Genomic DNA, 26,581 nt, shown 5'->3' with positions numbered 1-26,581 from the left:
TTGCCTTTATCTGGTCGCCTGGATAAATAATTACTTAAGCAGTGCGTCGAGCTCTTTGGTTAATCGGGTGATTTCGGTAGTGGCATGCCCCGTGTTCTCGGCCAGTTTTTTTACCTCGGATGCAACTACAGCAAAACCTCGGCCCGCGTCTCCAGCACGTGCGGCCTCAATACTGGCATTCAAGCTAAGCAGGCGGAGGGTTTTCAACATATCCAAAATGGTATGGGTTTGCTTGATGATGTCCGCGCTATGGCTTTCCACTTCATCCATTCTGGATTGACGCTCCAGTTCCTGCAATTTCCTGGCTTGTATCGTGGTCACCACCCCCTCAAGAAACGCCACTTGATTATTGTCGTCAAATACCGGGCCGCCCTTTTCATTCACCCAAATGGGGTCACCCGTTTTGCATTTTAAGCGGTAATCCACATCCCAGTTCTTACGCTCTTCAATAGCTGCCGCCACTGCATCATCGACAGCCTGTGCATCCTCCTCGTGGATCAGATTCACGTAGGAAGTAAGTTTGTTGCCAATTAACTCCTGATGTTTATAACCGGTCAGCTCCTGGACATTGCCGAACATGTTCAGCATGGTGTAGTCATTGTCCATGCGGCAACGATACAAAAAACCAGACATGCGGCTGGAAATACTTTCAAAGATGTTTTGATTATCTATTGGCGTTCCGTTGGGAAAGGCTTCAATGATGCTCATGGTCTCTCTTCCATTAATAGAGGTTGATAACACTCGCATTAAAGCGTGCGAGTTATGAGCGTCGCCTTTGATGCGTTATGTTGCATTTATTCGGATGAAGGAATCCACTAGACGTCCAGTGACCTCACCCCGTTTATAAAGCAAAGTAAACAATAGATGAAGTTGATAAAGAAAGAAACTTCTCCCGCATAACCAGTAAGTTAGATGTCTGCCACTTAATTTCTCGCCAAACCAAAGCATCCTTATATCAGAACAGTAGGTTTTAAATTGCAATGCACATCAAACATAATCAGGCTCTAAACGAAGCAACGAGTGACTTCAGTAAATCAACCGTCGGCTCTGAAGATAAGGTTTGGCTCAGCTCTTTAATTACGCTGATAGGCAAATCCCACCATCTTAACTCCAAAAGTAACGCTCTTATTTCCTCATCGAACCTATATCGAATGTGTTTTGCAGGGTTTCCACCGACAATTTCATAGGGAGCAACATCCTTAACAACGTGAGCGTTGGCAGCAATAACAGCTCCGCTTCCAATTGTTACGCCAGATACAATAGTTGAGCCATAGCCAATCCAAACATCATGGCCGATGACGACGTCACCATTACTAGCCGGATGGCCTTTTATTTCCCGGCCTCCTAACTCATCAGCCATTTGATGACCAAATGGAAAGGTAGTGATCCAATCAGTTCGATGGTTTGAGCCAAGAAATATAGTGGTTTTCATTGCAATTGAACAGAAACTGCCTATTGTCAACGAAACGCCTTCCGAGCCGAATACTTGCAAGTACTCATAACCATAGGTACATGGTCCAATTGTGACCTTGCTGTTTTCAATAATCCCCTGCTGAGTATCCAAACTCGCCATAATAATTTTTATCCTGTAGATATTCTGGCCATTCAAATAACATGCGCTGAAATTAAGGCATACATAATGAATAATCTAAGAGCATTGTTTATATTCATTCTCAGTCGAAAAAGGGAAGATTCCCTTTTATTATCCATCAAGGAATATGCCAAAAAACGTTACCTGATGTTTTAACAAGAGTAAGTGTTGCACTCTAAATAGCGTTGCTTGTCATCATCAAGAAAAAATACATCATCACGTCAATTATCTAACTGGGTAATGAGGTATGGAATTTTGAAATATATGTCGGCTATTTCGAGCATAGCAATAGACTAGAATATTAACCAATTAAAGGGAAGCGTCCCCACTCTTGTCGAATGTCTTTTGAATCTGTACCGGCAAAGCGCTAGGGTAAAAGCCTGAACACAATCAGGATAACAACATGGAAGCGCTTTTTACCGCCTTCGCCAATTTTATGTGGGGCCTGCCGCTGGTTATATTGCTGGTAGGTGGTGGGCTGTTTTTTGTGGTGTATTCGGGTGGCCTGCCTTATCGCCATTTCAGACATGCCTTACAAATCCTGACAGGACGTTTTGATCGTGAAGGCGATGAAGGTGATATACCCCATACTCAGGCGCTGAGCACCGCCCTGTCCGGGACGCTGGGACTGGGCAATATTGCCGGTGTAGCGCTGGCAATTACCATGGGCGGCCCGGGCGCCATCTTCTGGATGTGGGTGACAGCCATCATCGGTGTCGCCACCAAGTTTTATACCTGCTCCCTGAGTGTAATGTTTCGCGGCAAAGACAGTGAGGGCAACCTTCAGGGTGGTCCCATGTATGTCGTACGCGAAGGTCTGGGCAAACGCTGGTGGCCACTGGCCGTGCTGTTTGCAGTCGCCGGGCTGATGGGCACCATGCCCGCCTTTCAGGTTAACCAGTTGGTGCAAATTGTCCGTGAAGTGGTGGCTGAACCTGCCGGCTGGGCCACGTCACAAAGCCATTTCACATTTGATCTGGTGATGGGGGTACTCATTGCCGCCCTGGTATTGTTGGTGACGACAGGCCATATCCAACGCGTTGGCCGCGTTACGTTACGCATGCTACCGGTTATGGTATTGCTTTATCTGGGGATGACCGCCCTGCTGTTGATGCGTTTCGCCAGCGAAATTCCGGCCGCTTTTCAGCTGATTATTAGCGATGCCTTTTCCGGTGACGCCGTCGCGGGGGGCGCTATTGGCACCGTCATTCTGATGGGCGTGCGCCGCGGGGCTTTTTCCAACGAAGCTGGAATTGGTACCGAGGCAATGGCCCATGGTGCGGCACGTACCAATGAACCCATTCGTGAGGGTCTGGTTGCTATGATGGGGCCAGTTATCGATACCCTGTTGGTATGTACCTGTACTGCTCTGGCCATTCTGGTGACCGGTAGCTGGCAAGTTGATGGCGACATCGATGGTGTGACCCTGACATCACAAGCATTTGAAACCGCCTTCCCCGGTATCGGTGCCTATCTGCTTACCGTTGTCGTGGCGCTGCTGTCGCTGAGCACCATTTTTACCTTCTGGTATTACGGCAGCAAGTGTCTGGGCTTTCTGATTGGGGCGCGACATCAGCACCATTACGTCTGGATTTACGCCGCACTGGTGGTTTTTGGCAGCGTGACCAGTCTGCCGGCCATCATCGGCCTCATTGACGGACTCTATGCGACCATGGCGATACCGACCATGATTTCCGCACTGCTGCTCGCCCCTAAGGTCAACCGCGCTGCGCGGGACTATTTTCAGCGGCATGGGAAGCAATCAGAGGATCAGCCAACTTGATTTTTTCTAAAAATAATACGGTTAAACCTTAATCATCCTTATCACGTAACCACAATTGCCTTTCTTGTTCTTCTTCCAGGATCGCTTTGATTTCAAGCATCACCCCATCCACATCAGCGGCTTGAGTATCTTCTTCAAACAGACCAGTGAGTTCTGTATCAGGTAGTAATTCCCCATTTTCGAAGAGCGACCATATTTCTTTGTCGAAATGCGTTTTACGAAGTTCGGGTGCGAATTGAGCATAGTAACGGGTCATATTTTGCACATCACGACTTAACATAGCTTGGGCATTATTATTGGCCACCGCATTCACCGCTTGTGGCAGATCGATAATAACCGGGCCATGTGCATCGACCAGAACATTAAACTCTGACAAATCGCCATGGACTAAGCCAGCACAAAGCATTTTTTTCACCGAATGCATGACCATCATGTGGTCTTCGATGGCTTGCTCGGCAGACATGGAGACATCGTTGAGGCGCGGCGCGACATTACCCTCCTCATCCGTAATCAATTCCATCAATAACACGCCATTCAGGCAGTCATAGGGTTCAGGTACCCTCACTCCGGCACTGGCAAGCAAATACAGGGCATCGACTTCGGCATTCTGCCAGGTTTCTTCCTGCTGCTGACGACCAAATTTAGAGCCTTTTTCCATCGCCCGGCCCCGGCGACTATTGCGTACTTTTCGTCCTTCCTGGTATTGAACGGCTTTTTTAAAGCTACGCTTGACCGCATCTTTATAGACTTTGGCACAGCGTATTTCATCACCACATCTCACGACATAGACATCGGCTTCTTTGCCGCTCATTAAGCGACTAATCACTTCATCCACAAGGCCATCATCAACAAGCGGCTGAATTTGTTTTGGTATTTTCATTATTCGGTTTTTATCGCTCAAACGTATCCAGTAAAAGATACCGTGCAGTATAAACTACAGCCGCTTGTTTAAATTAGTTGGTGACTGATGCTTGCTTGTTTGTCTAATAAATAGAGGTAAGAGTTGATTGATATTGGTTAACCCAACCTAAGTGCCCAATTACCATTGTGGTATTGATTACAGTTCTCTTCAGAATCGTATGCGATATGATCACCAAGGCGTTTGAGCTTGATATCCATCGTTTTAAATTCAGCTTCAATTAGAGATATCAATGCTTGGCTGTCATCTGATTGGAGGTAATTTTTCAAATTCTCGTTGGTATCAAATACACAAACAACCATTAAGCTATTTGGATAATCATCATAGTTCACCAAGTGCGTTAGCCACTGGAAACCAGCGATATCTTTTAATCCTTGTTCACATACATCGGTCAATTTTAGCCGAAGTTCGTTATCAATTTTTTTATCAGTTTTACGCATAGTTCGTATTCGGTCTAATGATTTAATATAGGACTCTTAAGGAGTAAAGATCGAGTTAATTGATGAGTGCTAGTCCAAAAACTCTTTCGCGTTTTACTGTCTTTAGTGAACCTAAAACTGCTCAGGTTTTTCTATCTGATATTATGTGTTGCGTTCAATTGGCTTACATAGCCAATAACAACCTCATCAGGACTGCTATCAAATTTCAAACCCATAACATTAATGAGAGAGAAAGAATGAGTGAAAATTCACCAACAAAAACATTTCAACAACGTGTCGATGAATTCATTGCCCTTGCTAATCAACAAGCAGCAGACAGCAGTGTAGACGACGCCAATACATCTATTCTGTTTTCAGCCGCTCGCTTTAATGCCTTCAGCGTCGCCCGTTCGGTTGAAAGTGCAGAAAATCTACAAGCCGAAAAACAAGCCGCCATTGAATACTTCACTCAACGCTACGCAGAAATGCTCAACCAAAATCTGGAAGAACATATTGCACGTTTTGATAGCTTTAGACAGAAATAATCAATCAATAAAATGCTAGGACATAAAGCCCTGTTCTCTGTAAACAGGGCTTTATATTGATTGAAGGTGCTCAGAGTTTACTGCAGTAAAGGCACCGCTCTGAGAAAAGCAAAATCAATCTGACTGAAACCTTGAACTCTGGTGTCAACCACCGACCGAGTAGCAGCTTGAGATGTCCGGCCATTTATGGGCCTTGATGGTTGTGTAATGTTGCCAGAATGCATTGTCGATGGCCTTCAATTGGGCGGAGGTGTCTTCGCGACGGTATCGTGCCAACTGCCCAGGACCGCCGTTATAAGCGGCGTAGGTTGCCTTTACCAAATTGTCAGCACCGCCGGGCTGTTCGTGCTCGCCTTTACGGATCGCATAATCAAGCATGTAATGGGTCAAAATATCGATACCGGCGTTCACATTGTAATCAACCTCATCCACGAGACGGTCCAGATCGTAGACCTTGCGCCAGACCCGACCGTTGATCTGCATCATGCCCACCGCCCCTCCGGCTGAACGCAACACTTGAGGCTCGCCACTCGAAATTACGAGGTGGCGCCAGCAGGACTCTTTCCATGCTGTGGCACGAACCAAAGGATCCAGTCGCTCCGCCATCATCTCAGGTACGCTATCATTTTTAGCCAGCCAGGCACTGGCTTCTTCCTCCAGTAAGCTGTCGACCAGCTCAAGGTAATCATTAAGGTTATCCGGTCGCGGGACCACCCCCTTTAGAGCCTCGGCTGGTTGGATACTTTCAGCATGAGCGTTCGACATCAGCCAAGACCCTATCCAGCCAAAACCACCGGAGATTTGTCCCGTCAATTCTGCTGGTGTAAATACGGCCTCGTCTTTGGCATTAAACCCAAACAAATCACGAAACTCTGGATCAACCTCCAATGGCAAAGGTGTAAAACTCGGAGGCACCGCTTCGGCGAGCAGCAAGCGGGCAAGCCGGCGCAGTCCGTCACGGGTAATTTCAAAACCATACTCCGGCCCGAGGGCGTCAAGTGCTCGCAGCGCGTCACCACCAGCTATAAACGCGGCAAGCTTGAAATCCACTTCCAGTCCCGGTGTCTTCAGGCCTTCCAGTTCGCTCATCAGTGGCCGCAACCGCTCCCATGTCGTCAGGAAAAGTTCTCGAACCGGATCATATGCAGGATCATCGACCGTCAGCGCTTCAGCAATCGCGTGTCGCGCGTCCAGCAGCACGGCGAGTAATTCCAGACGTAAGGCACGAGACTCCGTCGAGTAGGCCAGCGCCGAAATAATGGTCGTCAGAAAGCCATCTAACTCATCTTCAAGCGTTTGCCATTGAGCCAACTCGCTGTCGTCAAATGTTGGTTCAACTGCTTGTTCGGCTGGTTCAGGGGGGCGAACCTGAAACGCCAGCCAGGCTCTGACGCCTGTTTCTTCCGTTTGAAGGCGGGTAATATGAGTTCGCTGAAGCAGGGACTGCTCACCACCTTGCTCTCTCCCCGCCCCCATCATTTGCACGATTAATCCATCAAGGCTGTTCAGCGGCCCGGCCAGGTCAATTTGCACCCGCTTCATGCGCGGCAGTACCAGTGTATCGGCAATGAGCTGAACCGGTTTACTCAAAAGGCCGGGGGTGCTATCCGGGCGAGATAACTCGATCGAATCAGGCAGAAACTCTATGCCCAGTCCCGAAGCCATCACCTGTGGGGTCAGTTTCAACGCAAGACGACCCTGCCACGGTTTTGGGCCCCGACAAGCACCGAGTACATAAGCACCTGTCGTGGCAGTCAAGGCCATGCCGACAGACAATTGGGCATCTTCGGTAACCACCACCATATCGGACAATTCAACCCGGTTACATGGGTCGTTGCTAATGGTGCTCTGGCCATTCTCATCGAATTCAAGGGCGCGACTGATCGCTGTCTGGAGATGCGCGGTTTCAGCCAGCAAAGGGATTTCAACTTCGCCAGCAGACAGCGCGTTCGAACTGTACATGACGAAAAGCAGCCATCCAATATGTTTCATGCGATGTTCCAAAGGTTAAAGCGACTTGATTCTGGGTCAGGGACCCGAGCCTAATACTGGCCTGCAATATTATGCCGATCTTTTTTAACAAGTGTTATGAATTGCAACGATCGGTCATCAAGGCTAATGGCCTTGCCAGGCTGCCGTCACTTATCAAATTTGAAGTCAGTTTTTCGCGATATCCAGCCACTTCAATTCGGCTGTTCCAGGTCTTTAAGATTATTCCAAAAAGGGATTTCGAAGGTTTTGCGTTTAAGAGCAGCGAAAGGGAATGTTCTTAGAAGCGACAACGTTGAGGGCGTCAGATGCCTTAACCTATTAGCCGCTTTTAGTTGAGTTTCGACATTAATTCGCGAACTTCATCCGAACGTAATGGCCTCACCAGACGATCCACTTCATGACCATCGTGCAGCAGTATCAACGTCGGCCAAAGCTTTACCTTGAACGCACGCCCCAGTCGTTTGCCCTTTCCATCATATATTTTTAGATGACGCAGTTCTGAATGTTCAGATACGGCTTCGTTTATCGCCGAACTTGCCGCCTGACAGTGACCACACCAGGGTGCGCCAAACTCCAGTAACGTGTCACCGGACAACTCGCTAATTTGTTCAGGTGTAAAGGATTCTTCTGCGTAATCAGCGTTAGAACCAATATCATTCATCACATTTATTCCCCACTATGAATGTAGACTACAACTATATTTTGTTGGCGCTTCATAAAGAAGCCCAAACTAAAAAAAATAACCATCTTCTGCCACAAACATAATCTGTAGTTTATATCTAGAAACAATCACGTATGCAGATATTCAGTCTTGGTCGTCCAGGCGTTTTCACAGGATGAAAAAAGTAATTTTTACTAATTAAAAAATTACTATTAATAAGAAACTGGTCCCACTAATTTCTTTTGATTATATCTAGCCAAACAGCCCGTAAAAAAGTAGTAGCACCTCACTCGTTGTGGAAGGTACAAGTTAACTGATGTTATCGCTCACTATTTGAGAAGCATGCAAGTATGAGTTGTTAGTGAGCCAAACAAAATCGGCCCACATCCATTGAAAACAACGAGGAGATATTCATGTTTAAATTTTTAGGCAGTGTAGCAGGGATTATTTTTATTATCGGATTGCTTGTCGTGATCGGCCTTTTTGCGTTGATTTTTTAACCCAGTTTTATTCTCGGCTTTTAAGGGATCAAGGGGTAAAGTATCTCAAAACCAAATACTCTGCCCCTTTTGGTTCCACCACTGCTAATAGCTATTTCCAACCCTGAATCCATTTTTCTTGGTTTTTTAATTCCGTCCAGTCGATTAAATAGAGCTTCTTAGAAATAATCGCTTCCAATTTGCATGAGATAACTGAACCATCTTCATCAAACTCGATGTCTGATACCAGGAAATGCTTTTCTCGATTTATCGGATTCACCGCCGTCCATTTACTGTTATGTAGCTTAGCTGGGTTTATTCGATTCACAGTAAGACCTGATAAGAACAGTATGGAATTCAAGATTAACATGACACGATGGTAAATAAGCTCCCATCTTAAATAGTGACTGAGCGTTTTCAGCTGGCGTTAAAAGGTCTCACATAACGATTTCATCGGCTGCATAAATAGTGGCTTAGAGTAAAATCAAATACTCTGACCCCATTGATTCGCGGAATCAAACCAAATCAAGTTGGCTGAACCCTTGATACACTTTTACTAATTAGTGCCGCCGACATTAATAAAATATTGCGCGATACATAACATATTCCAACTTAGACCTGCCATGATTGAATACGAAAGCACAATAAGAACCATATAAAAATAAAAAGTGTTACGTCGTCCTCGCAAATCTTTATTGATTCTTTCGTGTATTTCTTTCCTAGAAAAATACTCTCTAGTTACTTCAGACCATTCTTCAAGTTCTTTATCGGAAAGCCATATATCTCTTACAGCAGAAGTCGCCTGAAACAAAGCAGAAACGATAAAATAGATAGCTAATGCCTTAAAAAAAAGAACACCGGCGTCAGACATTAAAACGTCAACCTTTGAACCAAGCCGAGAGCTTAACGAGAGTGCAACAAACACGAAAGCGGCAAGCGTATCCCTGAGCAACCCAGCTATTAAACCTCTTACTTTCTCTGCGTATAAATCAGCTTGTTGCCTTAAATCTTTTAAAAGATCTCGCAACTCCTTAGCATACTCATCTTTTCGATCTAGAATTACAAATCGATATTGGTCCTTTGATTGTTTTAACGAGTCTTCCAAATGTTGAACCAATAAAGAGAGAAAACTGGCTTCGTTATCTGACTCCAAACATAACCTATCTGAGAGAAGCCTTTTCCTTGTATCGACTCTTTCTTCGTATACCCACGATAAGGCACTTTGTATTAAAGTTAATGCATCTTTATCGGGCACTTCTTCAGATTTATACAGAAGTGGGATCTGTAGGTGCCGGACACCTTTAAGAACTATTTTTTCCTGGCCATAGATGACGTCAGAAAAGCCCGCTGCCGCACACATGCCGGACATTCTACGAAATGGGCTGGCTAAGCTGCACCCAAAATCACCCCATGTGAGCTCAAAAGACTGAGGAGAAAGGCTAATTGGTTCAGATGGAACTAAATGCACGTGCTCTCTGAGAGTTTTCTCTTCGGGTAACTCACTTTCAAACGGCCACCAGCTGTCGATAACTTCTGTACTATCAAGAGGTAACACAGCAAGTCTAGGCCCCCCAAAGCTAGCTTTGAGCCCAGCCACGAATATTAAAACGGATTGGTTTTCAACGAATAAGTTATTAATGCTCTTCAAGGGGTTCAAAGCGTCAAGCCAAGCTTTGAATATTTTTTCTTCAAAGAAAAATAATATGGACGGATCGTCGTCTTTAGTTTTTAACCCTTTTGATAAAACGGGCTTGCTAATGTTTAGACGCCATTTCGAAAACCGATACGTTTCATTGAGGTACGGCTCTAAATTATCGATTTCCGTATACTCTTCATCTACTTCGAGTCGAATGGATGTCTGTACGTCAAGCTTCTTGGCGAGAAAAATTATTTCTGACGCCAACTTTAAGAGCTCGACACTTTCCTCGCCATCCATGCACACGTCTTCAACGCCGTCCTCAGATGAAACAGCTTTTGCGTAGAGGTCAAAAATCTTGTCTCTTAACTTAAAAATCAGATTCTTTTCTTTCATTTGACTCTGTTTTTTGGGTTTGACTTTGTTCTAATGTGAATGTCGATCATTCCACTCTCATCAGGATCGCCGATTGTAATGCCTGCGGCTTCCTCATCTCCCGACCAGATAACTTGGACATTTTTATCCGTTACGATTTTATTTCTCTTATCTGCATCAAGAATTGAAGCGGGCCTTGGAGCGAATCTCTGCCCAGCTACACCAGTGACTGAAAGCTCTTCATGTAGGCTTTTCATAAGTCGAGCTTTTCTTTCCTCGTCATCATCTTTCACAACCGCATTAACAAAAGTCTCGGTGTCAAAATGATCATGCATTTCTAAGTATGCGATGGCCCTATCCTTGTAGTAGCGTGGCAATTCAGCCAGATCTTGGCTGTTAGTACGTGCCCAAGTGAAAGTTGAGCTCACGGCTTTCCTTGTCAGATTGCTTGCATTGTCAGCCTCTGTGACCTTAAGAAAAATTCTGAAATAGTCAGCGATGCCTACCTTTTTTCGCTTCTCAAATGCGAGAACATCCCAGTCGAATGTATCCCCGACATCAACGATAGCGCATTTTTGAACAGCAGTTTTACTCTCTACAAAGGAGTTCAGGATTTCACTTATCTTGGCTACAGAACCACCTGCTTCCTGCTTAATTTTGTACTCTAGAACTCGGCTATGATCCATTTTGATCATAGCGATCATAGGCACTCTTTGCTCCTCTACTTCAATATTAAAAAATGCAACAATGAAGGCACCATCCGTCACATTGCCTTTGTGTTCTTCTTGGAAATCTGTCGCGAGACTAATTGATTCGGGGAGAAAGTATTCATCAGGATTTTCGATGATTCGCTTGCAGCGTAGCGCTGTCCCCATGTCTTTCTCTCGAAACTTGAATTGTGTCCCTTCGGCAGAATCCGCTATTCGCTGACAGAAGAACTCCCGTTGATTCGGCTCCAGATCGACCCTTGTCATTGTTCGCGGCTCATCTTCGCCTTTGATAACAATGTGGAAAATGAATTTCTCAATTACCACTGACTCTTTGACTTTGTTAGATAGAGAGCTCTCTTTTGGCATATTCCCGCCTTGGTTTTATGTCAATTTCATTGGAGGCACTGCCCGCCAAAACGCTAAGTTGCTATCATCTCTCATTTGAGCAGGTTAATTCCAGTTTTGTTAGCGAACAGAGAGTCAAGGGGGGCAGCCAACTTAACTTTGTTTTAGGAATACATGCCAGACTATTTTCAGCACAGCAATAAAACATCAATTAAAGGTAAGTGTCCCCATTTTTTAAACTAAACAAAATTGACTAATCCTTGTCTCAATTACAACTTCATCCATTTGTTATGTATCATCTATAGTGATTCTACTATTAATGAGTTCAATTAACTCATCATTTTTAGAGGTGAAATTAGAGCTGATATTTAGTATGTTGTCTGACTTATCTGATAAATTTATAATATCATTTTCAATAGAAATTATGATGTCATTATATAAAGAATTATATTCATTTATTACCTCAACATCTTCAAATTCAACTATCTCTGTGAACTCATTATAAATATGAAAATAGGCGAACTCACAAAGTCCATTTATCTTAAATAGTAAATCGCTATTCATTTTATATATCTGCTCAAATATTTCCAAGGGATAGAAAGCAAACCATTCTGCTGTTAACTCTTCAATCATCTGTTCAACTAGATGATAGTTTTGGAGCGTTTGTATAACTTTTTCGATAGATGGATTTAGTTTTTTTACTAGTGGTTTAATGTTCTTCCATACAGTTATTGTATGCGTAATAAGACCCGGAATATTTTTCATCGCCTTTCTTTTATTTAAACGGACGATTTCTCGTTGAACGAATTTACGAAAATCTAAGACAGTCGAGTATTTCCAGTTTTTTTGAATATTCGAGTGTTTATGTATCGTTACAACTTCAACTCTTTGCTTCCAGCTTGTTTCAGTAAAATTACTAGAGCCATAGTACAAATCATTTTCCGTCAATAACCATTTTGAATGATTGTTTCCATTTAGTATGATTCCAATTCCATGCATGTTGCAGTAGTTAATTATTTTTGGTTGATTGCTCCAAGGCCCAGCTAAATTAGTTGGGATTATCATTAAGACTGGGATGCCATAAGATACTTTTTTTCTTAGTATATTAAAAAAAGTATAACCAGCAGTTTTAAATGTGAAATTGTACCCACCTACAATTATGAATGAAGTAGCATCGTTTAAAATATCCAATATATCTTGAGATATATCTTCTCCAGAATCTTTTATGCCCCAACACGAATAATTTGGAACCACAATCATACTTTTAACCTTTTATTACAAATAAAAATCTGTTAAAAACATTCCGCCAAACTATAATTAAAGAGATAAATGGTGCAGTAGATAATTTAATTTTCACAAATTCTTCGCTATCAATTCAGCTTTTAATAACCCACCTTTTGTAAGTAACTTTGCTGAAAAATTTGGTTTCCGCTTCGTTTTGTATGTGTCATAAATCAGCTTTAAACCATCCGCTGTTAATAATGAAATATTAATATCCGTGTCCATTGCTGCTGATTCAATAAAATCCGCTGAAAAACTCGGGGCAATAATAAGGACTTGTGCCACTCTTTTCCCCTCCTTCTCACAGCGGTTGGCATAGGCTTTAACCTGTCTCGAAGTGGTGGAATATTTTGCGTAATCTCCATTTTTAAATGATTTTGCTTCACCAACAATTACGTCATCTTCGCTGAGTGAAATCAAAATGTCGGCTTTATCTTTGGCTGTATTTAAAGATTTTCTAAGCTCTTCGTTAACATTAAGCTCAAGACTTTCTAATATTGCTTTTATGGTTTCCTCAAATTTGCTGCCGAGTTCGGACTCATTAATTTCAACCCCAGCCGCTCTTAAGCCAGCTAAATCACGGCGTGAAAGCAAACCAAAGTTTTCAATTAATTTATCATTTGCACTGGCGAAAGCTTCCAGAATGACAACCCGTGGATTACCTTTCTTGGACAGCTTCATGCTGTCTCTAAGGTTTTTTATTTCTTCATTGGAAAGGAGGTAAAGAATATCGTGAGGAGTAATTGAAAGAGCGCGTAATCTTTCTGTATCAAGCTCTTCATTGTCTTCCAGTTCGAACTCTCGTCTGAGACGTTCAATAAATGTTTCGTTAGACTCATTATTTAAACTATTAAAATTACTTTCTAATGCTTCGAATAATTCTTTATAACTAGTGGCACTGATAGCATCAAATTCCCGTTCTGTAGCCGATCTTAAACTTTCAATAATGATATTAATCCGCTCATCCAGAGTAGTACCCAATCTTTCCGCTGGGATATCAAGCTCATTAATTAATTCTTTAAGTCGTTCTTTACGCTGATTTTGATTTTCGTCTTTGTCGAATAAATCATCTGAGAGAATATCTCTGATACTAATTCCAGCATGTAAAATCGTATTGATTTTCTCTGCCCTTGTTATCCCACGAATACGCTTGTCGTAACTTTTCAAGATGTTAGATAACTCAGCATCTGATAAACAGCGGAAAATACGTAATAAGTATTTATCTGCTAATTCTTTATTCTGTATTTCATTCAATACAAGAATGATTTCATCAGGAATTAGAACTTCTGAAGTCCGTCGATTAATAAAAATTATGCCCATTTCTCGAAGAGTCTGAAGGCATGCTTCAACAGTCTCTTTACCGGCTTTAATGGGATCGGAAAGATGTTCTATCGCAGCAGCTTCATCCTGAGAAATTTTTAATTCATGTGCCAAAATATTCAGAATACTTCGTTCATCATCTGAAATATTTGCTTGTCGATTAATTTGTAAATCGTTTTTGTATGCGACCTCAATACAATTTCGAAAAATACTCAATCGATGAGCATGATCATAATTTTCTTGGTCGGCTTTTTCGATTTCGTTTATTAATTCTTGAGATAGTTTGTCTAAACGTTCCTGCTCTTTTGAATATAGCTGTTCAATCCATGATGTTCTTGCAACAGCATTACCATCCCTTGTTAATATATTTATTAATAACCCGGTTGAGGCTCCAGCCATTGCCAGCTGTGATTGAATTGAACATTTATAGTCAGAGGAAACCGCATTAAATAATTGGGTTATTTCAACACCAGAAGCATCTTTGATTTCTTTGTTAACTTTCTTTAAGGCTTCGGAGATAGATTTGTTTGATTTCTCTGCTGAGGTACAGAGCTTATCCAGACAGGTAATAAATTTGGATTTTTCAATCTGGTTGATTGATGAGAGAACTTGCTGAAGCTTCATTGGACCTCCTTATCTACGAGTAAAAACTCACTAGAGCCCAAAAAACTTAATATCATTCTGACACTTAGAACGACCAGCTTCTCAAGATCATTAGGGTGGACAATAGACCGATTTTTAATAAGTGACAAGATAAAAATGTCTCGGCTTCACTTTCGATGTCGCATAAAAAACGGGCCATTAAGCCCGTTTTTTTATTTATCAATTATCCAGTGATCTACTCTGGCCGCATATGCGGAAACAGTAACACGTCTCTGATCGACGGAGAATCGGTCAACAACATCACCAACCGATCAATACCAATTCCCTCACCCGCTGTTGGTGGCATACCGTATTCCAGGGCACGGATATAGTCGGCGTCGTAGTGCATGGCTTCGATATCACCGGCATCTTTTTCTGCGACCTGGGCTTTGAAACGTTCGGCCTGGTCTTCGGCGTCATTTAACTCTGAAAAGCCATTGGCAATTTCACGGCCACCGACGAAGAATTCAAAGCGATCGGTGACAAACGGGTCGTTATCACTGCGTCTTGCCAAAGGTGAGACTTCGGTTGGGTAGGCGGTGATAAAGGTCGGTTGCATCAGTTGATGTTCGACGGTTTTTTCGAAGATTTCGATTTGCACTTTGCCTAGTCCGTAACTGTCTTTTAGTGGAATACCCAAGCCTTGGGCCACTTCTGTGGCGGCTTCGATGCTGTCGAGTTGTTCGGCTTTCAGATCCGGGTTGAAATGCAGGATCGAGTCTTTAACGGTCATGCGATCAAACGGCTGGGCAAAATCAATATCCAGACCTTGATAATGTATCTGGCTGCTGCCTAATACATTCTGGGTCACAGTACGCAGCATATCTTCGGTGAGATCCATCAGATCATTAAAATCTGCATAGGCCTGATAAAACTCGACCATAGTGAATTCAGGATTATGGCGGGTAGACAGACCTTCGTTACGGAAATTACGGTTGATTTCGAACACGCGTTCAAAGCCGCCGACAATCAGTCGTTTCAGATACAGCTCCGGCGCGATACGCAGGAACAGATCCATATCTAATGCATTGTGATAGGTGGTGAACGGTCTGGCTGTGGCACCGCCGGGAATAGCTTGCATCATTGGCGTTTCGACTTCGAGGTAGTCTTTGTCCATCAGATAACGACGCACGCCATCGATCACTTTGGTGCGAATCCGGAAGGTTTCACGGCTGGCTTCGTTCATGATCAGATCAACATACCGCTGGCGATAGCGTGTTTCCATATCGGACAGACCGTGGAATTTTTCTGGTAATGGACGCAGTGATTTGGTCAGTAATTTGATGCTTTCAACATGTACCGACAATTCACCCTTTTGGGTACGGAATAAGGTGCCTTCGGCAGCGATGATATCGCCGTTATCCCAGGTTTTGAATTGGGGATAGACGCCTTCTGGTAATTCATCACGTGCGACATAAAGCTGGATATCGCCGGACATATCACGCACGGTGGCAAAGCTGGCTTTCCCCATAACCCGTTTGGTCATCATTCGACCGGCGATTGCGACGCGACGCGGTGTGGCTTTGAGTTGATCGCCATCCCACTCGGCATATTCGGTTTGCAACTCGCCGTTCATCACATTACGACGGAAGTCATTGGGAAAGGCATTGCCTTGTTCGCGAATGGTTGCCAGTTTTTCACGACGTTGGGCAATCAGTCGGTTTTCGTCAAATTCTGTTTCTTGGGTCATGTTGGATTCGCTTATAAACCTGATTTGAGTGAGGCTTCAATGAATTGATCCAGATCGCCATCCAGAACAGCCTGCGTGTTTCCGGTTTCGACACCGGTACGTAAATCTTTGATGCGTGATTGATCGAGTACATAGGAGCGGATTTGACTGCCCCAGCCGATATCCGATTTGGATTCTTCGGCGGCTTGTTTGACTTCGTTTTGCTTTTGTAATTCCAGCTCATACAGTTTGGCGCGTAACTGGCTCATCGCCTGGTCACGGTTTTTATGCTGTGAGCGTTCCATCTGACATTGCACTACAGTATTGGTGGGTACGTGGGTAATACGTACCGCTGAATCGGTGGTGTTAACGTGCTGACCACCGGCACCGCTAGAGCGGTAGGTATCAATACGTAAATCAGACGGATTAATATCGATTTCGATAGTGTCATCCACTTCCGGATAGACAAACACCGAGGCAAATGAGGTATGACGACGGGCACCGGAATCAAATGGTGATTTACGTACCAGACGATGAACACCGGTTTCGGTGCGCAACATACCAAAGGCGTATTCGCCTTCAAAACGCACGGTGGCGCTCTTGATACCAGCAACCTCACCTTCGGAGACTTCCATCAGCGTGACTTTGTAGCCCTGGGCTTCGCCCCAACGCAGATACATGCGCAGAATAATATTGGCCCAGTCCTGTGCTTCGGTACCGCCAGAACCGGATTGGATATCCAGATAGGCGCTGTTGGCGTCGAGCTTGCCGGAGAACATGCGCTGGAATTCGAGTTTTTCCAGACCTTTTTCCAGCTCGTCTAAATCATTGTTGACGGCATTAAAGGTGTCTTCGTCGTTTTCTTCTACAGCGAGTTCGAGCAGGTCTTTGGCATCGTCTAAAACTTCACTGTGCGATGACAGGGTTTTGACAATACGCTCCAGGCTTGAGCGTTCCTGGCCTAATTTTTGGGCGTTTTCCGGATCATTCCAGACATTGGGATCTTCCAGCTCACGGGTGACTTCGACTAAGCGTTCTGCTTTAGTATCGAAGTCAAAGATACCCCCTGAGATCGTCACTGCGATCACGGAGAGTTTTAATTCGTTGCATCGTCGCGCCGAGTTCCACGCTAGTACCTCATTGAAATTAGTTGATAAAGCTGCCGCAGCAAACCCGTTATTGTAACGGATAATGCCGCTTATTGTTTAGGCAGAAAGCGGATTGGATCGACGGGTTTACCGTTTCGACGAATTTCGAAATGCAATTGTTCGACCTGGGTACCGGACCGACCCAGTGTGGCAATGCGCTGACCACTTTTCACTGTATCGCCCTCTTTCACCAGCAAAGTATCATTGTGGGCATATGCACTTAGATAGACATCATTATGTTTGATGATCAGCAGATTACCATAGCGCGGCAAGCCATCACCGCTGTAGACCACCTTGCCATCCGCTGCTGCCAAAATCGGCTGTCCGGGTTTGCCGATAATATTAATCCCTTTTCGACCCGCGGCAGATTCTGAAAATGTCGACACCACCCTGCCCTCAGTCGGCCAACGCCAGATAAGGCTTTCACTGCCTGAGGTCAACGCTGGTGATGATGTTGGTTTAGGTGTGGATGGTTTCACCTGCGGTGTTTGGGTGGCGGTTGAAGGCCGTGACGGTTGAGTGGTGGTTGAAGGACGTGTGACCGAGGGTGATGAAGATCTGCCAGGGCTCGGTTTTACAGTCCCCGGACGGGTGGTGGATGCCGTAGTAACCGGCTTACCATCGAATTTGATTTTTTGTCCGACATAAATGGTATAAGGCGGCCGAATGCCGTTGATACGTGCAACATCACGATAATCCATGCCATAGCGGAAGCTGATGGAATACAGCGTATCGCCTTTTCTGACGGTATAGCTGTTGGGTGCTGGCGTCGGGGCAGGACGTTGCTGATATCTACCCGAATCTTCCCTGCCGACCGGCGCTAACGCATTGTTACCGCTGCAAGCAGTCAACGTAACCATCAGCACAATGAACAGCCGTTTCATATCAGACAAATATCAAATAAGCCAAAACCAACAGACCGACCGTGATCCAGCCGAGTCGATCCACCCACAGATGTAATTTTTCTTCAAACGGCTGACCACCCCATTTCATTAAACCGGCGACCAGGAAAAACCGCATACCACGACCAATCAAAGAACCCAGAATAAAGGGTAATAACAGCATCCCCACCGCACCGGAAGCAATGGTAAATATCTTGTACGGTATCGGTGTAAAGCCCGCTAAAAAGATGGCCCAGAAACCATAATCAGCAAACCATTGTTGGGCAGTTTCATAGGCTTCAGTATAGCCAAACTGAATGATCAAGGGCTCAACCATCTGTAAAGCAAACACCCCAATAATGTAGCCCAATAAACCGCCTAACACGGAAGCTATCGTGGTTAATCCGGCATAAAACCAGGCTTTATCAGGTCTTGCCAGCGACATTGGCGCCAGCATCACATCGGGTGGTATCAGGAAAAAGGATGATTCGGTAAAGCTGACTAATGCCAGCCAATAGGTGGCGTGTTTATGCCTGGCCCATTGCATGACTTTTGCGTAAAGCCCTGAAAATAATTTCATCCAATCTGTCCAGTTAAAAGCGGGACAAAACTGACGGCGTCCCATTCCGTCTCTTCAAATTTACCACCGACCCGATCTATCACTTTCAGGATCTGTCCCTTGCTGCCACCGACTGGAATGACCAATCGTCCACCGGGTGCAAGTTGTTCCAACAATGTGGGCGGTATGTGTTCTGCACCACAGGTGACAATAATGCCGTCATAGGGCCCATTTTCCGGCCAACCCCAATTGCCATCACTGTGTTTGAGGCGAATATTATTAAGCTTTAACAGATAAAAACGTTCTCTCGCCTGCTTGAGTAATGGTGCAATACGCTCAACACTGAAGACTCTTGGCACTAATGCAGACAGCACTGCCGTCTGATAGCCAGAGCCAGTGCCGATTTCCAATACTTTGTTTCTGGGGCCACCCTGCAACAGAATTTCGGTCATTCGCGCCACAATGTAAGGTTGCGAAATGGTCTGGCCCAGGCCGATTGGCAATGCCGTATCTTCGTATGCTCTGCTGGCTAAAGCCTCGTCGACAAATAAATGCCGAGGACACTGTCGCATTACCGTTAACAGTTGAATATTCTGGATACCACGCTCCTGCAGACGCTGGATCAGTCGATCCCGAGTCCTTTGCGAGGTCATTCCTATTCCACGTGGATCGGCGATCATGGCAAAGTGCTTTCCAACCATCTTGAGACGCCATCAATCGCATCGTATCGAGTTAAATCAATTTGCAATGGTGTAACCGATACTGCACCACGGCGAATCGCATCAAAATCGGTTCCGGGCCCCGCATCCTGCTCTGCTCCGGCGGGACCAATCCAATACATGGGTCTGCCACGCGGATCCATTTCTTTGATCACGGGTTCGGCTTTATGCCGATGACCAAGACGGGTGCTTTCAAAACCAATAATTTCTTCAATGGGCAGATCGGGCACATTCACATTCAGAATAGTATCAGCGGGTAATGCTACAGATTTAAGTCTTTCGACTAACTGTTGGGCCACCCAGCCTGCTGTTTCGTAGTGTTTGCCTTCGAAGCTTGCCAGCGAAATAGCAATCGCGGGCAATCCCAGAAATCGTCCTTCCATTGCGGCAGCCACGGTGCCTGAATACAGCACATCATCACCCAGATTGGCTCCTGCATTAATGCCTGAAACCACCATGTCGGGTTCATCTTCCAGTAAACCGGTAATGGCCAGATGTACACAGTCTGTCGGCGTACCTTCTACGCGATAAACACCGTCTTCCATCCGGTCCAGTCGTAAGGGATTTTCCAATGTCAGCGAGTTACTGGCACCACTGCGGTTACGATCTGGCGCAACCACTGTGATTTCCCCCAGACCGGCAAGCGAGCGTGCCAGCGTACGGATACCCTTTGCCATGTAGCCGTCGTCGTTACTTATGAGGATTTTCATTTATTTTTTTGACCTGTTGCGTCAAGAGATTATTCGCCGCTATCTTAGCAAGAATGCGCGCTTATGACATAAAAAAGGGCATGAAAACATGCCCTTTTGTGATGTAAGGCGCTGTTGATCTTTCATTTCCACCACAGCTACACGGAACAACAGCCACTAAAGTGCATCAAGGCCTGAGTTTATTAACAGCTTGACCACCACCGTAGCTATGAAACTTCAAGGGTTCTCCACCTGGCGTGACTTTCACCGCGCAATATTTGAACTCTGGAATTTTTGCTGCCGGATCCAGAGCGGCGTTGGAGAGTTTGTTTACCGCCGCTTCGTAATAACAGAAGGCCATAAATATCGCTCCGGTCGGCACCGCTTCATCAACCCTTGCTACCACGGATACTTCACCGCGACGGGTTGATAAGGTCACCATCTCACCCGGTCTGACATTCATTTCATCCAGTGTCAGTGGATGAATGGTGGCCACCGCTTCAGGTTCCAGTGCATCCAGCACATTGGAACGACGGGTCATTGAACCGGTATGCCAATGTTCCAGCATACGGCCGGTGATTAAGATGTACGGATATTCTTCATCAGGACGTTCATCCGGTTCGACAATATCCGCTGGTACAAACAGACCGCGCCCATCCGTTGTCGGGAAACGATCGGTGAAAATAATCGGTTCACCCGGATCACCTTCCTGTTCACAGGGATAAACCACGCCATGTTCACGTTCCAGACGTTCCCAGGTGATTCCCCCCATGGATGGAACCGCTTTACGAATTTCTTCAAAGACTTCTTTCGGGCCATCATAATGCCAATCCAGCCCCATTCTCTGGGCAATCTGCTGAATGATCCATAAATCCTGCCGGGCATCTCCCGGCATTGGAATCGCTTTACGTCCCATTTGTACCAATCGATCCGTATTGGTAAAGGTACCGGTTTTTTCCGGGAAGCCTGATGCAGGCAAAATAACATCTGCCAGATAGGCGGTTTCGGTCAGGAAGATATCCTGTACCACCAGAATATCGAGCTCAGACAAAGCCTCACGGGCATGATTGGCATCCGGATCCGACATCGCAGGGTTTTCCCCCATGATATACAGGCCGTTCAAATTACCGGCATGAATGGCATCCATGATTTCTACAACGGTGAGCCCCGGTTTTGAATCAATCTCCGAGCCCCATAACTGTTCAAGATTATGCCGGGCATCATCATCCGTTACTTTGTAATAATCCGGTAGACGCATTGGGATAAGCCCCATATCTGATGCACCCTGAACATTATTCTGTCCACGCAGTGGATGCAGACCGGTACCCGGACGGCCAATCTGACCCGTCATTAATGCCAGTGAAATCAGGCAACGGGCATTATCAGTACCATGAACATGTTGCGAAACACCCATGCCCCACAGAATCATCGCCGCATCAGCTTTAGCATAGAGCCGCGCGACTTCTCTTAAGGTTTGTGCAGGAATGCCACAAATCGGTTCCATCAATTCCGGCGTATATTTCTGCAGGTGTTTTTTCATATCTTCGAAGCCTTGCGTACGCTCGGCAACAAAGCTTTGATCGACCAGATTCTCTTCGACAATGACATGCATGATGGCATTGAGCATTGGCACGTCACTGCCTGGCTTAAAGGCCAGATGATGCGTAGCTTCACGAGAAAGTTCAGTAGTACGTGGATCCAGCAGAATCAATTTGGTGCCGGAACGCAACGCATTTTTCATCCACGTCGCACCGACCGGATGATTCACTGTCGGATTTGCACCGATCAATACAATTACATCTGCTTTATCGACGTCTGCAACCGGGTTGGATACGGCACCTGAGCCGAGACATTCAAGCAAGGCCACAACCGATGAGGCATGGCAAAGACGCGTACAGTGATCGACATTATTGGTTTTAAAGCCGGTACGAATTAGTTTCTGGAACAGATAAGCTTCTTCATTGCTGCCTTTGGCACTGCCAAAACCGGCTAATGCATTGGGGCCTTTTTGATCGCGGATCTTCAAAAACCCCTGAGCGGCCATATCCAATGCCTCTTCCCAAGTGGCTTCACGGAAGATTTTGTCGATATCGTTGGGTTCCATCGTAAATTCACCGGTTTTCGGTGCACCTTCACGGCGGATAAGCGGTTTGGTCAGGCGATGTGGATGATGAACATAATCAAACCCATAACGGCCTTTCACACACAAACGACCATGGTTCGCCGGGCCATCACGGCCTTCAACGTAGAGAATTTTATCGTCTTTAATATTGTAGGTAAGCTGACAACCCACGCCACAATAAGGACAAACCGATTCAACCTGACGGTCCGGTTCCACCATGCCCACTTCATTGGCAGGCATCAATGCACCGGTTGGGCAAGCCTGCACACATTCGCCACAGGCGACGCAGGTGCTTTCCCCCATCGGGTCGTCAAGATCAAAGACAATTTCGGTGTGGCTGCCGCGCATTGCCAGACCAATTACATCGTTATTCTGTTCATCACGACAGGCACGAACACAACGGGTACATTGGATACAGGCATCCATATTGACGGCAATACCGGGATGCGAAAGATCAGGAGCAACTTGTTTGCGAGGCTGAAATCTTGGCGTACTGATTTTAAGTTTACCTGCCCAGTAATCGAGTTCGGAATGCAGGGTATGCGGCTTTTCGGAAACATCAGATTTGAGCAGTTCCAGTACCATTTTTTGCGAATGCAAAGCACGTTCGCTATTTGTCTGCACTTTCATATCATTGCCGGGATAACGGCAGCATGAAGGTGCTAAAACACGCTCACCTTCAACTTCCACCATGCATGAGCGGCAGTTTCCATCCTGCCCTTCACGTTCGGAATAACATAAATGCGGGATTTCAATGCCTTCGCGCTCGGCAATTTTTAAAATCGTTTCATCGGCACGGGCACTGATTTTCTGGCCGTTAAGTGTAAATTCGACCATTTCAACGCTATCTTGTAATTGAGTGGCCATTATTTCAACTCCTCAGGGAAATACTTGACGACGCTACGCAGCGGATTTGGAGCAGCCTGCCCCAGACCACAAATCGACGCATCTACCATTACTTGAGACAACTCTTCGAGCAATGGTTCGTCCCATTTAGACTGTTTCATTAAGGTAACCGCTTTGGCGGTACCGACACGACATGGCGTACATTGGCCACAGGACTCATCCTCAAAGAAACGCATAGCATTAACAGCCAAATCGCGTGCTCTGTCTTTATCGGAAAAGACGATCACTGCAGCTGAACCGATAAAACTGCCATATTCATGCAAAGTGTCGAAATCCAATGGCACATCACCTAACGACGCGGGCAAAATCCCGCCTGATGCACCGCCGGGGAAATAGCCATAAAACTTATGCCCTTCGAGCATGCCGCCACAATATTCATCAATCAGTTCACGCATGGTGATACCTGCAGGTGCCAGATGCACACCCGGATTATTGACACGACCACTAACGGAAAATGAACGCAGACCTTTACGGCCGTGACGTCCATGTTCGGTAAAACACTCTGGGCCTTTTTCAAGAATATCGCGAACCCAATAGAGCGATTCCATATTATGTTCAAGTGTCGGCCGTCCGAATAAACCCACTTGAGCAACAAATGGTGGTCGCAAGCGTGGCATGCCACGTTTACCTTCAATGGACTCAATCATTGCCGACTCTTCGCCACAAATATAGGCACCGGCACCACGACGTAAATGAATCGTTGGCAGATTGGTTACCGGAGGGTGGGAGCGCAATTTAGCAAGCTCCTGTTCCAGCATCACACGGATGGCGGCATATTCATCACGCAGATAAATATAAATTTCATTGATATCTACGGCCCAGGCAGCAATCAGCATACCTTCCAGAAAACAGTGGGGATCGCGATCCAGATAATATTTGTCTTTAAATGTACCCGGCTCGCCTTCATCGATATTGACGGCCATCAATCTTGGGGCAGGTTGATCACGAACAATTCGCCATTTACGACCCACCGGGAACCCCGCGCCGCCTAGACCACGCAGTCCTGAGTCATCCATCATGTCGAGCACTTTATCGACATTATGCTGGCCGGCCATACATTGTTGATAAATAGAATAACCACCGTTAGCTACGTATTGCTCAAACAAAATCGGTGCAAGGGTTTCCGGCTCGGTGATACCTTGCTCGACCAGATTGTCGACTTTTTGAACATCAGCGAATTCGACAGGATGCATACCTACAACTGCAACCGGTGCTTTATCACAACGACCAATACAGGGAACCCGCTGAACACGGACTTTTTCGCCCATGGCGGTTTCAAGAGAACCAATCAGGTCTTCAGCTCCGGCCATTTCACAACTCATTGAGTCACAGACGCGAACGGTTAAATCGGCTGGAACAGCATCACCTTCTTTAATCACATCAAAATGATGGTAAAAAGTGGCAACCTCATAGACTTCAGCGCGAGACAGTTTCATTTCATACGCCAGCGCGACTAAATGTGCTGCTGAGATATGTTTGTAGAAATCCTGGATTTTATGTAGATGCTCTATCAGTAAATCTTTTTGTCTGGATGCATTACCGAGTAATTCACGCACTTCTGCCAGTGCTTTCGGCTCAATCTGTCTACCTTTACTGGTAATACGTGATCGCTTGGTCTTTTTTCCAATTGCTTGAGCATTGATGGTTTGCTCGGTCATGAACTGCCTCTCTCACTTCGTAGCCTGCTTTGGCTTTTTATAATAAAAATCCAGTCAAAACTATCATGGCTAACGGCTGATGTGAAGCCTGATGACGAGCAAAAATCAAAGCGAAATCAAGCTTTTGTTTAAAGATAAGATGGGGAGCTTTTGCGAGAGTTCAAAAATGCACTAAATAAATGCACATTGCCTGAGCCGGCACGTTTCTCGTGCATTACATAAAGGAAAAATGATCCAATATGGATCATGAAAAATTTTTTTCTAAGGCATCAAAAAAACAACAGCCAACCCGTTTTTGCGAGTTGGCTGATAACAGGTATCTGATTTGCGCAAATTACTGAGGTGTATTTTGCTGTTGTTCCTCGACTTCTTTTAGCCAAAGGTCGTGATGCTGTTCGGCCCAGGCAACATCAACATGACCGGTTGTCATGCCTTCCAGAGCACCTTCGGTTCCGAGGGTACCGATATAGATATGGCCCAGTGAAAATGCCATCAGTAACATCGCGGTCAGGATATGGATCAGATGCGCGCCAATGATGACTTCACGTTCCTGTCCAAAATTGGGGAAATCCAAAACCAGGCCTGAGAAACACAATGCCACACCTGCTGTGGCCAACGTCCAGAACCAGGCTTTTTCACCACCATTAAACTTGCCTGCAGAAGGATGTTTATCCCCTACCATGCCGCCAAAGGCTTTAAACCATTCAATATCAACTTTGGTAAACAGATTATTTTTGAACCATTTGATAAGGATAATAAACAACGCCACCATGAATACCGGGCCAAGCACGTTATGTATCCATTTGGCTGCAGTAGCGTAGGCTGAAAAGCCCGGATATCCGAGCAGCGGAATCAAGGCGAAACGCCCATACAATAGACTGAGCCCAGTAATGGCCAGCAAGATAAATAAGGTGGCTGTTGTCCAATGCAGGCGACGTTCGTTCAACGTCCAGCGCTGTACCGTTTTACCGGTACGCGGATGGGTTAATTTGATCTCGCCTCGCCACAAATAAAATGCAGCAAGAATAACCAGCACACCACTGAGCAACCATGCACCATAGGTCGCAATCGGACCATTGCGCAGCTGACGCCAGTTTTGACCTGCTCCCTGGATCAGTTCATTGGTTTCCTGACCTTTAACAGCGCTATAACCTTCTTGATTTTCACGCACTTGTCGCCAGGTATCAGAACGAGGGTTGGTCTGCTCATCTGCTGCCGGTTGGTCCGTCATACTGACATACAGATAACCGGTTAACGGCAATATCAGGATTGCCAGCACAATGATCAACATCGCCCAGAGCGATGTTTTTTTACGATTATTCATAGCAGCAGTTGCAGACATGCCTTCTCCGTTAGCGATCCGTTTGTACGCTGTTGAAACGCTGCTTCAATATTTCTGCGCGTTCTTCTGCTGATAGAGCATGATTGTCCTCACTACCTTTATACACGCCAGCTTGATGCATGGTTACGTCAGTATATTCATAACAAGCGGTCAGTAGTAAGGCGCCAAGCATTAAAACAAGCAGTCTCAT

Annotated in this window: 23 protein-coding genes; 2 read left to right on the top strand and 21 right to left on the bottom strand. The window is 45.5% G+C overall.

What is annotated here, in order from left to right:
* Positions 1 to 30: 30 nt before the first annotated feature.
* Together B3S93_RS02435 and B3S93_RS02430 are read right to left on the bottom strand one after the other, a co-directional pair.
* The gene (locus B3S93_RS02435; protein WP_292400374.1) at positions 31 to 708 is read right to left on the bottom strand and encodes a methyl-accepting chemotaxis protein; all 678 of its coding nucleotides are present in this window, start codon (positions 706 to 708) and stop codon (positions 31 to 33) included.
* Between the two features lie 289 nt (positions 709 to 997).
* Positions 998 to 1,573, bottom strand: coding sequence for a CatB-related O-acetyltransferase (locus tag B3S93_RS02430; RefSeq protein ID WP_292353505.1), 576 nt, complete (start codon positions 1,571 to 1,573; stop codon positions 998 to 1,000).
* Positions 1,574 to 1,994: 421 nt separating this feature from the next.
* On the opposite strand from B3S93_RS02430, the gene B3S93_RS02425 reads away from it, so the two are divergent.
* A complete protein-coding gene (locus tag B3S93_RS02425; protein ID WP_292400376.1) occupies positions 1,995 to 3,374 on the top strand; it encodes an alanine/glycine:cation symporter family protein in 1,380 nt (459 codons plus the stop codon).
* A gap of 28 nt (positions 3,375 to 3,402) precedes the next feature.
* On the opposite strand, the gene B3S93_RS02420 is transcribed toward B3S93_RS02425, so the two are convergent.
* Together B3S93_RS02420 and B3S93_RS02415 are read right to left on the bottom strand one after the other, a co-directional pair.
* Positions 3,403 to 4,254, bottom strand: coding sequence for a PA4780 family RIO1-like protein kinase (locus tag B3S93_RS02420; RefSeq protein ID WP_292400379.1), 852 nt, complete (start codon positions 4,252 to 4,254; stop codon positions 3,403 to 3,405).
* A 137-nt stretch (positions 4,255 to 4,391) separates the two neighbouring features.
* The gene (locus tag B3S93_RS02415) at positions 4,392 to 4,733 is read right to left on the bottom strand and encodes a Fis family transcriptional regulator (protein ID WP_292400382.1); all 342 of its coding nucleotides are present in this window, start codon (positions 4,731 to 4,733) and stop codon (positions 4,392 to 4,394) included.
* 236 nt (positions 4,734 to 4,969) lie between these two features.
* Here B3S93_RS02415 and B3S93_RS02410 point away from each other — a divergent pair, with 236 nt between their 5' ends.
* A complete protein-coding gene (locus tag B3S93_RS02410) occupies positions 4,970 to 5,257 on the top strand; it encodes a DUF3144 domain-containing protein (RefSeq protein WP_292400385.1) in 288 nt (95 codons plus the stop codon).
* Between the two features lie 144 nt (positions 5,258 to 5,401).
* Here B3S93_RS02410 and B3S93_RS02405 read toward each other — a convergent pair whose 3' ends face one another.
* From B3S93_RS02405 to B3S93_RS02330, 17 genes are all read right to left on the bottom strand, one after another.
* Positions 5,402 to 7,249 carry a lytic transglycosylase domain-containing protein gene (locus B3S93_RS02405; protein ID WP_292400388.1) on the bottom strand — a complete coding sequence of 616 codons (1,848 nt, stop codon included), beginning with the start codon at positions 7,247 to 7,249 and terminating at the stop codon, positions 5,402 to 5,404.
* A 328-nt stretch (positions 7,250 to 7,577) separates the two neighbouring features.
* Positions 7,578 to 7,910, bottom strand: a complete 333-nt coding sequence (locus tag B3S93_RS02400; protein WP_292400391.1) for a thioredoxin family protein — start codon at positions 7,908 to 7,910, stop codon at positions 7,578 to 7,580.
* Between the two features lie 591 nt (positions 7,911 to 8,501).
* The gene (locus B3S93_RS15610) at positions 8,502 to 8,759 is read right to left on the bottom strand and encodes a TIGR02450 family Trp-rich protein (RefSeq protein WP_414673847.1); all 258 of its coding nucleotides are present in this window, start codon (positions 8,757 to 8,759) and stop codon (positions 8,502 to 8,504) included.
* Between the two features lie 186 nt (positions 8,760 to 8,945).
* Positions 8,946 to 10,421, bottom strand: a complete 1,476-nt coding sequence (locus B3S93_RS02395) for a hypothetical protein (RefSeq protein WP_292400396.1) — start codon at positions 10,419 to 10,421, stop codon at positions 8,946 to 8,948.
* Entirely contained in the window at positions 10,418 to 11,476 is a 1,059-nt protein-coding gene (locus B3S93_RS02390; protein WP_292400398.1) for a nucleoid-associated protein, read from the bottom strand. The genes B3S93_RS02395 and B3S93_RS02390 overlap by 4 nt, the downstream gene beginning before the upstream one ends.
* A 267-nt stretch (positions 11,477 to 11,743) precedes the next feature.
* Positions 11,744 to 12,715, bottom strand: coding sequence for a phospholipase D-like domain-containing protein (locus tag B3S93_RS02385; RefSeq protein WP_292400401.1), 972 nt, complete (start codon positions 12,713 to 12,715; stop codon positions 11,744 to 11,746).
* Positions 12,716 to 12,808: 93 nt separating this feature from the next.
* Positions 12,809 to 14,680, bottom strand: coding sequence for a hypothetical protein (locus tag B3S93_RS02380; RefSeq protein ID WP_292400405.1), 1,872 nt, complete (start codon positions 14,678 to 14,680; stop codon positions 12,809 to 12,811).
* 214 nt (positions 14,681 to 14,894) lie between these two features.
* Positions 14,895 to 16,388, bottom strand: a complete 1,494-nt coding sequence (lysS, locus tag B3S93_RS02375) for a lysine--tRNA ligase (RefSeq protein WP_292400408.1) — start codon at positions 16,386 to 16,388, stop codon at positions 14,895 to 14,897.
* Between the two features lie 11 nt (positions 16,389 to 16,399).
* Positions 16,400 to 17,477, bottom strand: a protein-coding gene (gene prfB, locus B3S93_RS02370) for a peptide chain release factor 2 (RefSeq protein ID WP_292353489.1) whose coding sequence is annotated in 2 segments (ribosomal slippage) — positions 16,400 to 17,422 and positions 17,424 to 17,477 — 1,077 coding nt in all. Because the reading frame shifts where the segments join, the coding sequence is not laid out codon by codon here.
* An 88-nt stretch (positions 17,478 to 17,565) separates the two neighbouring features.
* Positions 17,566 to 18,399 (bottom strand): peptidoglycan DD-metalloendopeptidase family protein, encoded by an 834-nt coding sequence (locus B3S93_RS02365; RefSeq protein WP_292400411.1) that lies wholly within the window; start codon positions 18,397 to 18,399, stop codon positions 17,566 to 17,568.
* A 1-nt stretch (position 18,400) separates the two neighbouring features.
* Positions 18,401 to 18,976, bottom strand: a complete 576-nt coding sequence (locus B3S93_RS02360; RefSeq protein WP_292400414.1) for a YqaA family protein — start codon at positions 18,974 to 18,976, stop codon at positions 18,401 to 18,403.
* Positions 18,973 to 19,635 carry a protein-L-isoaspartate(D-aspartate) O-methyltransferase gene (locus tag B3S93_RS02355; protein WP_292400600.1) on the bottom strand — a complete coding sequence of 221 codons (663 nt, stop codon included), beginning with the start codon at positions 19,633 to 19,635 and terminating at the stop codon, positions 18,973 to 18,975. Before B3S93_RS02355 ends, B3S93_RS02360 begins: the two co-directional genes overlap by 4 nt.
* The gene (gene surE / locus B3S93_RS02350) at positions 19,632 to 20,384 is read right to left on the bottom strand and encodes a 5'/3'-nucleotidase SurE (RefSeq protein WP_041354362.1); all 753 of its coding nucleotides are present in this window, start codon (positions 20,382 to 20,384) and stop codon (positions 19,632 to 19,634) included. The genes B3S93_RS02355 and surE overlap by 4 nt, the downstream gene beginning before the upstream one ends.
* Positions 20,385 to 20,550: 166 nt before the next feature.
* Positions 20,551 to 23,352: a formate dehydrogenase subunit alpha gene (fdhF, locus tag B3S93_RS02345; RefSeq protein WP_292400417.1), complete on the bottom strand. Its 2,802-nt coding sequence runs from the start codon at positions 23,350 to 23,352 to the stop codon at positions 20,551 to 20,553.
* Positions 23,352 to 25,049 carry an NAD(P)H-dependent oxidoreductase subunit E gene (locus tag B3S93_RS02340; protein WP_292400420.1) on the bottom strand — a complete coding sequence of 566 codons (1,698 nt, stop codon included), beginning with the start codon at positions 25,047 to 25,049 and terminating at the stop codon, positions 23,352 to 23,354. The genes fdhF and B3S93_RS02340 overlap by 1 nt, the downstream gene beginning before the upstream one ends.
* Before the next feature lie 334 nt (positions 25,050 to 25,383).
* Entirely contained in the window at positions 25,384 to 26,391 is a 1,008-nt protein-coding gene (locus B3S93_RS02335) for a formate dehydrogenase subunit gamma (protein ID WP_292400423.1), read from the bottom strand.
* 10 nt (positions 26,392 to 26,401) lie between these two features.
* Positions 26,402 to 26,581, bottom strand: coding sequence for a hypothetical protein (locus tag B3S93_RS02330; protein ID WP_292400426.1), 180 nt, complete (start codon positions 26,579 to 26,581; stop codon positions 26,402 to 26,404).

The organism is Methylophaga sp. UBA3613 (assembly GCF_002375415.1).
GTDB lineage: Bacteria > Pseudomonadota > Gammaproteobacteria > Nitrosococcales > Methylophagaceae > Methylophaga.
Note: the sequence above shows the minus strand (reverse complement) of the source record. Positions and strands in the feature narration are given on the sequence as shown.

Excerpts from the sequence above, each read along its gene's own strand:
- B3S93_RS02405 (WP_292400388.1), bottom strand. The coding sequence starts at position 7,249 with ATGAAACATATTGGATGGCTGCTTTTCGTCATGTACAGTTCGAACGCG.
- fdhF (WP_292400417.1), bottom strand. The coding sequence starts at position 23,352 with ATGGCCACTCAATTACAAGATAGCGTTGAAATGGTCGAATTTACACTT.
- B3S93_RS02410 (WP_292400385.1), top strand. The coding sequence starts at position 4,970 with ATGAGTGAAAATTCACCAACAAAAACATTTCAACAACGTGTCGATGAA.
- B3S93_RS02390 (WP_292400398.1), bottom strand. The coding sequence starts at position 11,476 with ATGCCAAAAGAGAGCTCTCTATCTAACAAAGTCAAAGAGTCAGTGGTA.
- B3S93_RS02335 (WP_292400423.1), bottom strand. The coding sequence starts at position 26,391 with ATGTCTGCAACTGCTGCTATGAATAATCGTAAAAAAACATCGCTCTGG.
- B3S93_RS02330 (WP_292400426.1), bottom strand. The coding sequence starts at position 26,581 with ATGAGACTGCTTGTTTTAATGCTTGGCGCCTTACTACTGACCGCTTGT.
- B3S93_RS02355 (WP_292400600.1), bottom strand. The coding sequence starts at position 19,635 with ATGATCGCCGATCCACGTGGAATAGGAATGACCTCGCAAAGGACTCGG.
- surE (WP_041354362.1), bottom strand. The coding sequence starts at position 20,384 with ATGAAAATCCTCATAAGTAACGACGACGGCTACATGGCAAAGGGTATC.
- B3S93_RS02365 (WP_292400411.1), bottom strand. The coding sequence starts at position 18,399 with ATGAAACGGCTGTTCATTGTGCTGATGGTTACGTTGACTGCTTGCAGC.
- B3S93_RS02385 (WP_292400401.1), bottom strand. The coding sequence starts at position 12,715 with ATGATTGTGGTTCCAAATTATTCGTGTTGGGGCATAAAAGATTCTGGA.
- lysS (WP_292400408.1), bottom strand. The coding sequence starts at position 16,388 with ATGACCCAAGAAACAGAATTTGACGAAAACCGACTGATTGCCCAACGT.
- B3S93_RS02380 (WP_292400405.1), bottom strand. The coding sequence starts at position 14,680 with ATGAAGCTTCAGCAAGTTCTCTCATCAATCAACCAGATTGAAAAATCC.
- B3S93_RS02435 (WP_292400374.1), bottom strand. The coding sequence starts at position 708 with ATGAGCATCATTGAAGCCTTTCCCAACGGAACGCCAATAGATAATCAA.
- B3S93_RS02340 (WP_292400420.1), bottom strand. The coding sequence starts at position 25,049 with ATGACCGAGCAAACCATCAATGCTCAAGCAATTGGAAAAAAGACCAAG.
- B3S93_RS02360 (WP_292400414.1), bottom strand. The coding sequence starts at position 18,976 with ATGAAATTATTTTCAGGGCTTTACGCAAAAGTCATGCAATGGGCCAGG.
- B3S93_RS02420 (WP_292400379.1), bottom strand. The coding sequence starts at position 4,254 with ATGAAAATACCAAAACAAATTCAGCCGCTTGTTGATGATGGCCTTGTG.
- B3S93_RS15610 (WP_414673847.1), bottom strand. The coding sequence starts at position 8,759 with ATGTTAATCTTGAATTCCATACTGTTCTTATCAGGTCTTACTGTGAAT.
- B3S93_RS02430 (WP_292353505.1), bottom strand. The coding sequence starts at position 1,573 with ATGGCGAGTTTGGATACTCAGCAGGGGATTATTGAAAACAGCAAGGTC.
- B3S93_RS02415 (WP_292400382.1), bottom strand. The coding sequence starts at position 4,733 with ATGCGTAAAACTGATAAAAAAATTGATAACGAACTTCGGCTAAAATTG.
- B3S93_RS02395 (WP_292400396.1), bottom strand. The coding sequence starts at position 10,421 with ATGAAAGAAAAGAATCTGATTTTTAAGTTAAGAGACAAGATTTTTGAC.
- B3S93_RS02425 (WP_292400376.1), top strand. The coding sequence starts at position 1,995 with ATGGAAGCGCTTTTTACCGCCTTCGCCAATTTTATGTGGGGCCTGCCG.
- B3S93_RS02400 (WP_292400391.1), bottom strand. The coding sequence starts at position 7,910 with ATGAATGATATTGGTTCTAACGCTGATTACGCAGAAGAATCCTTTACA.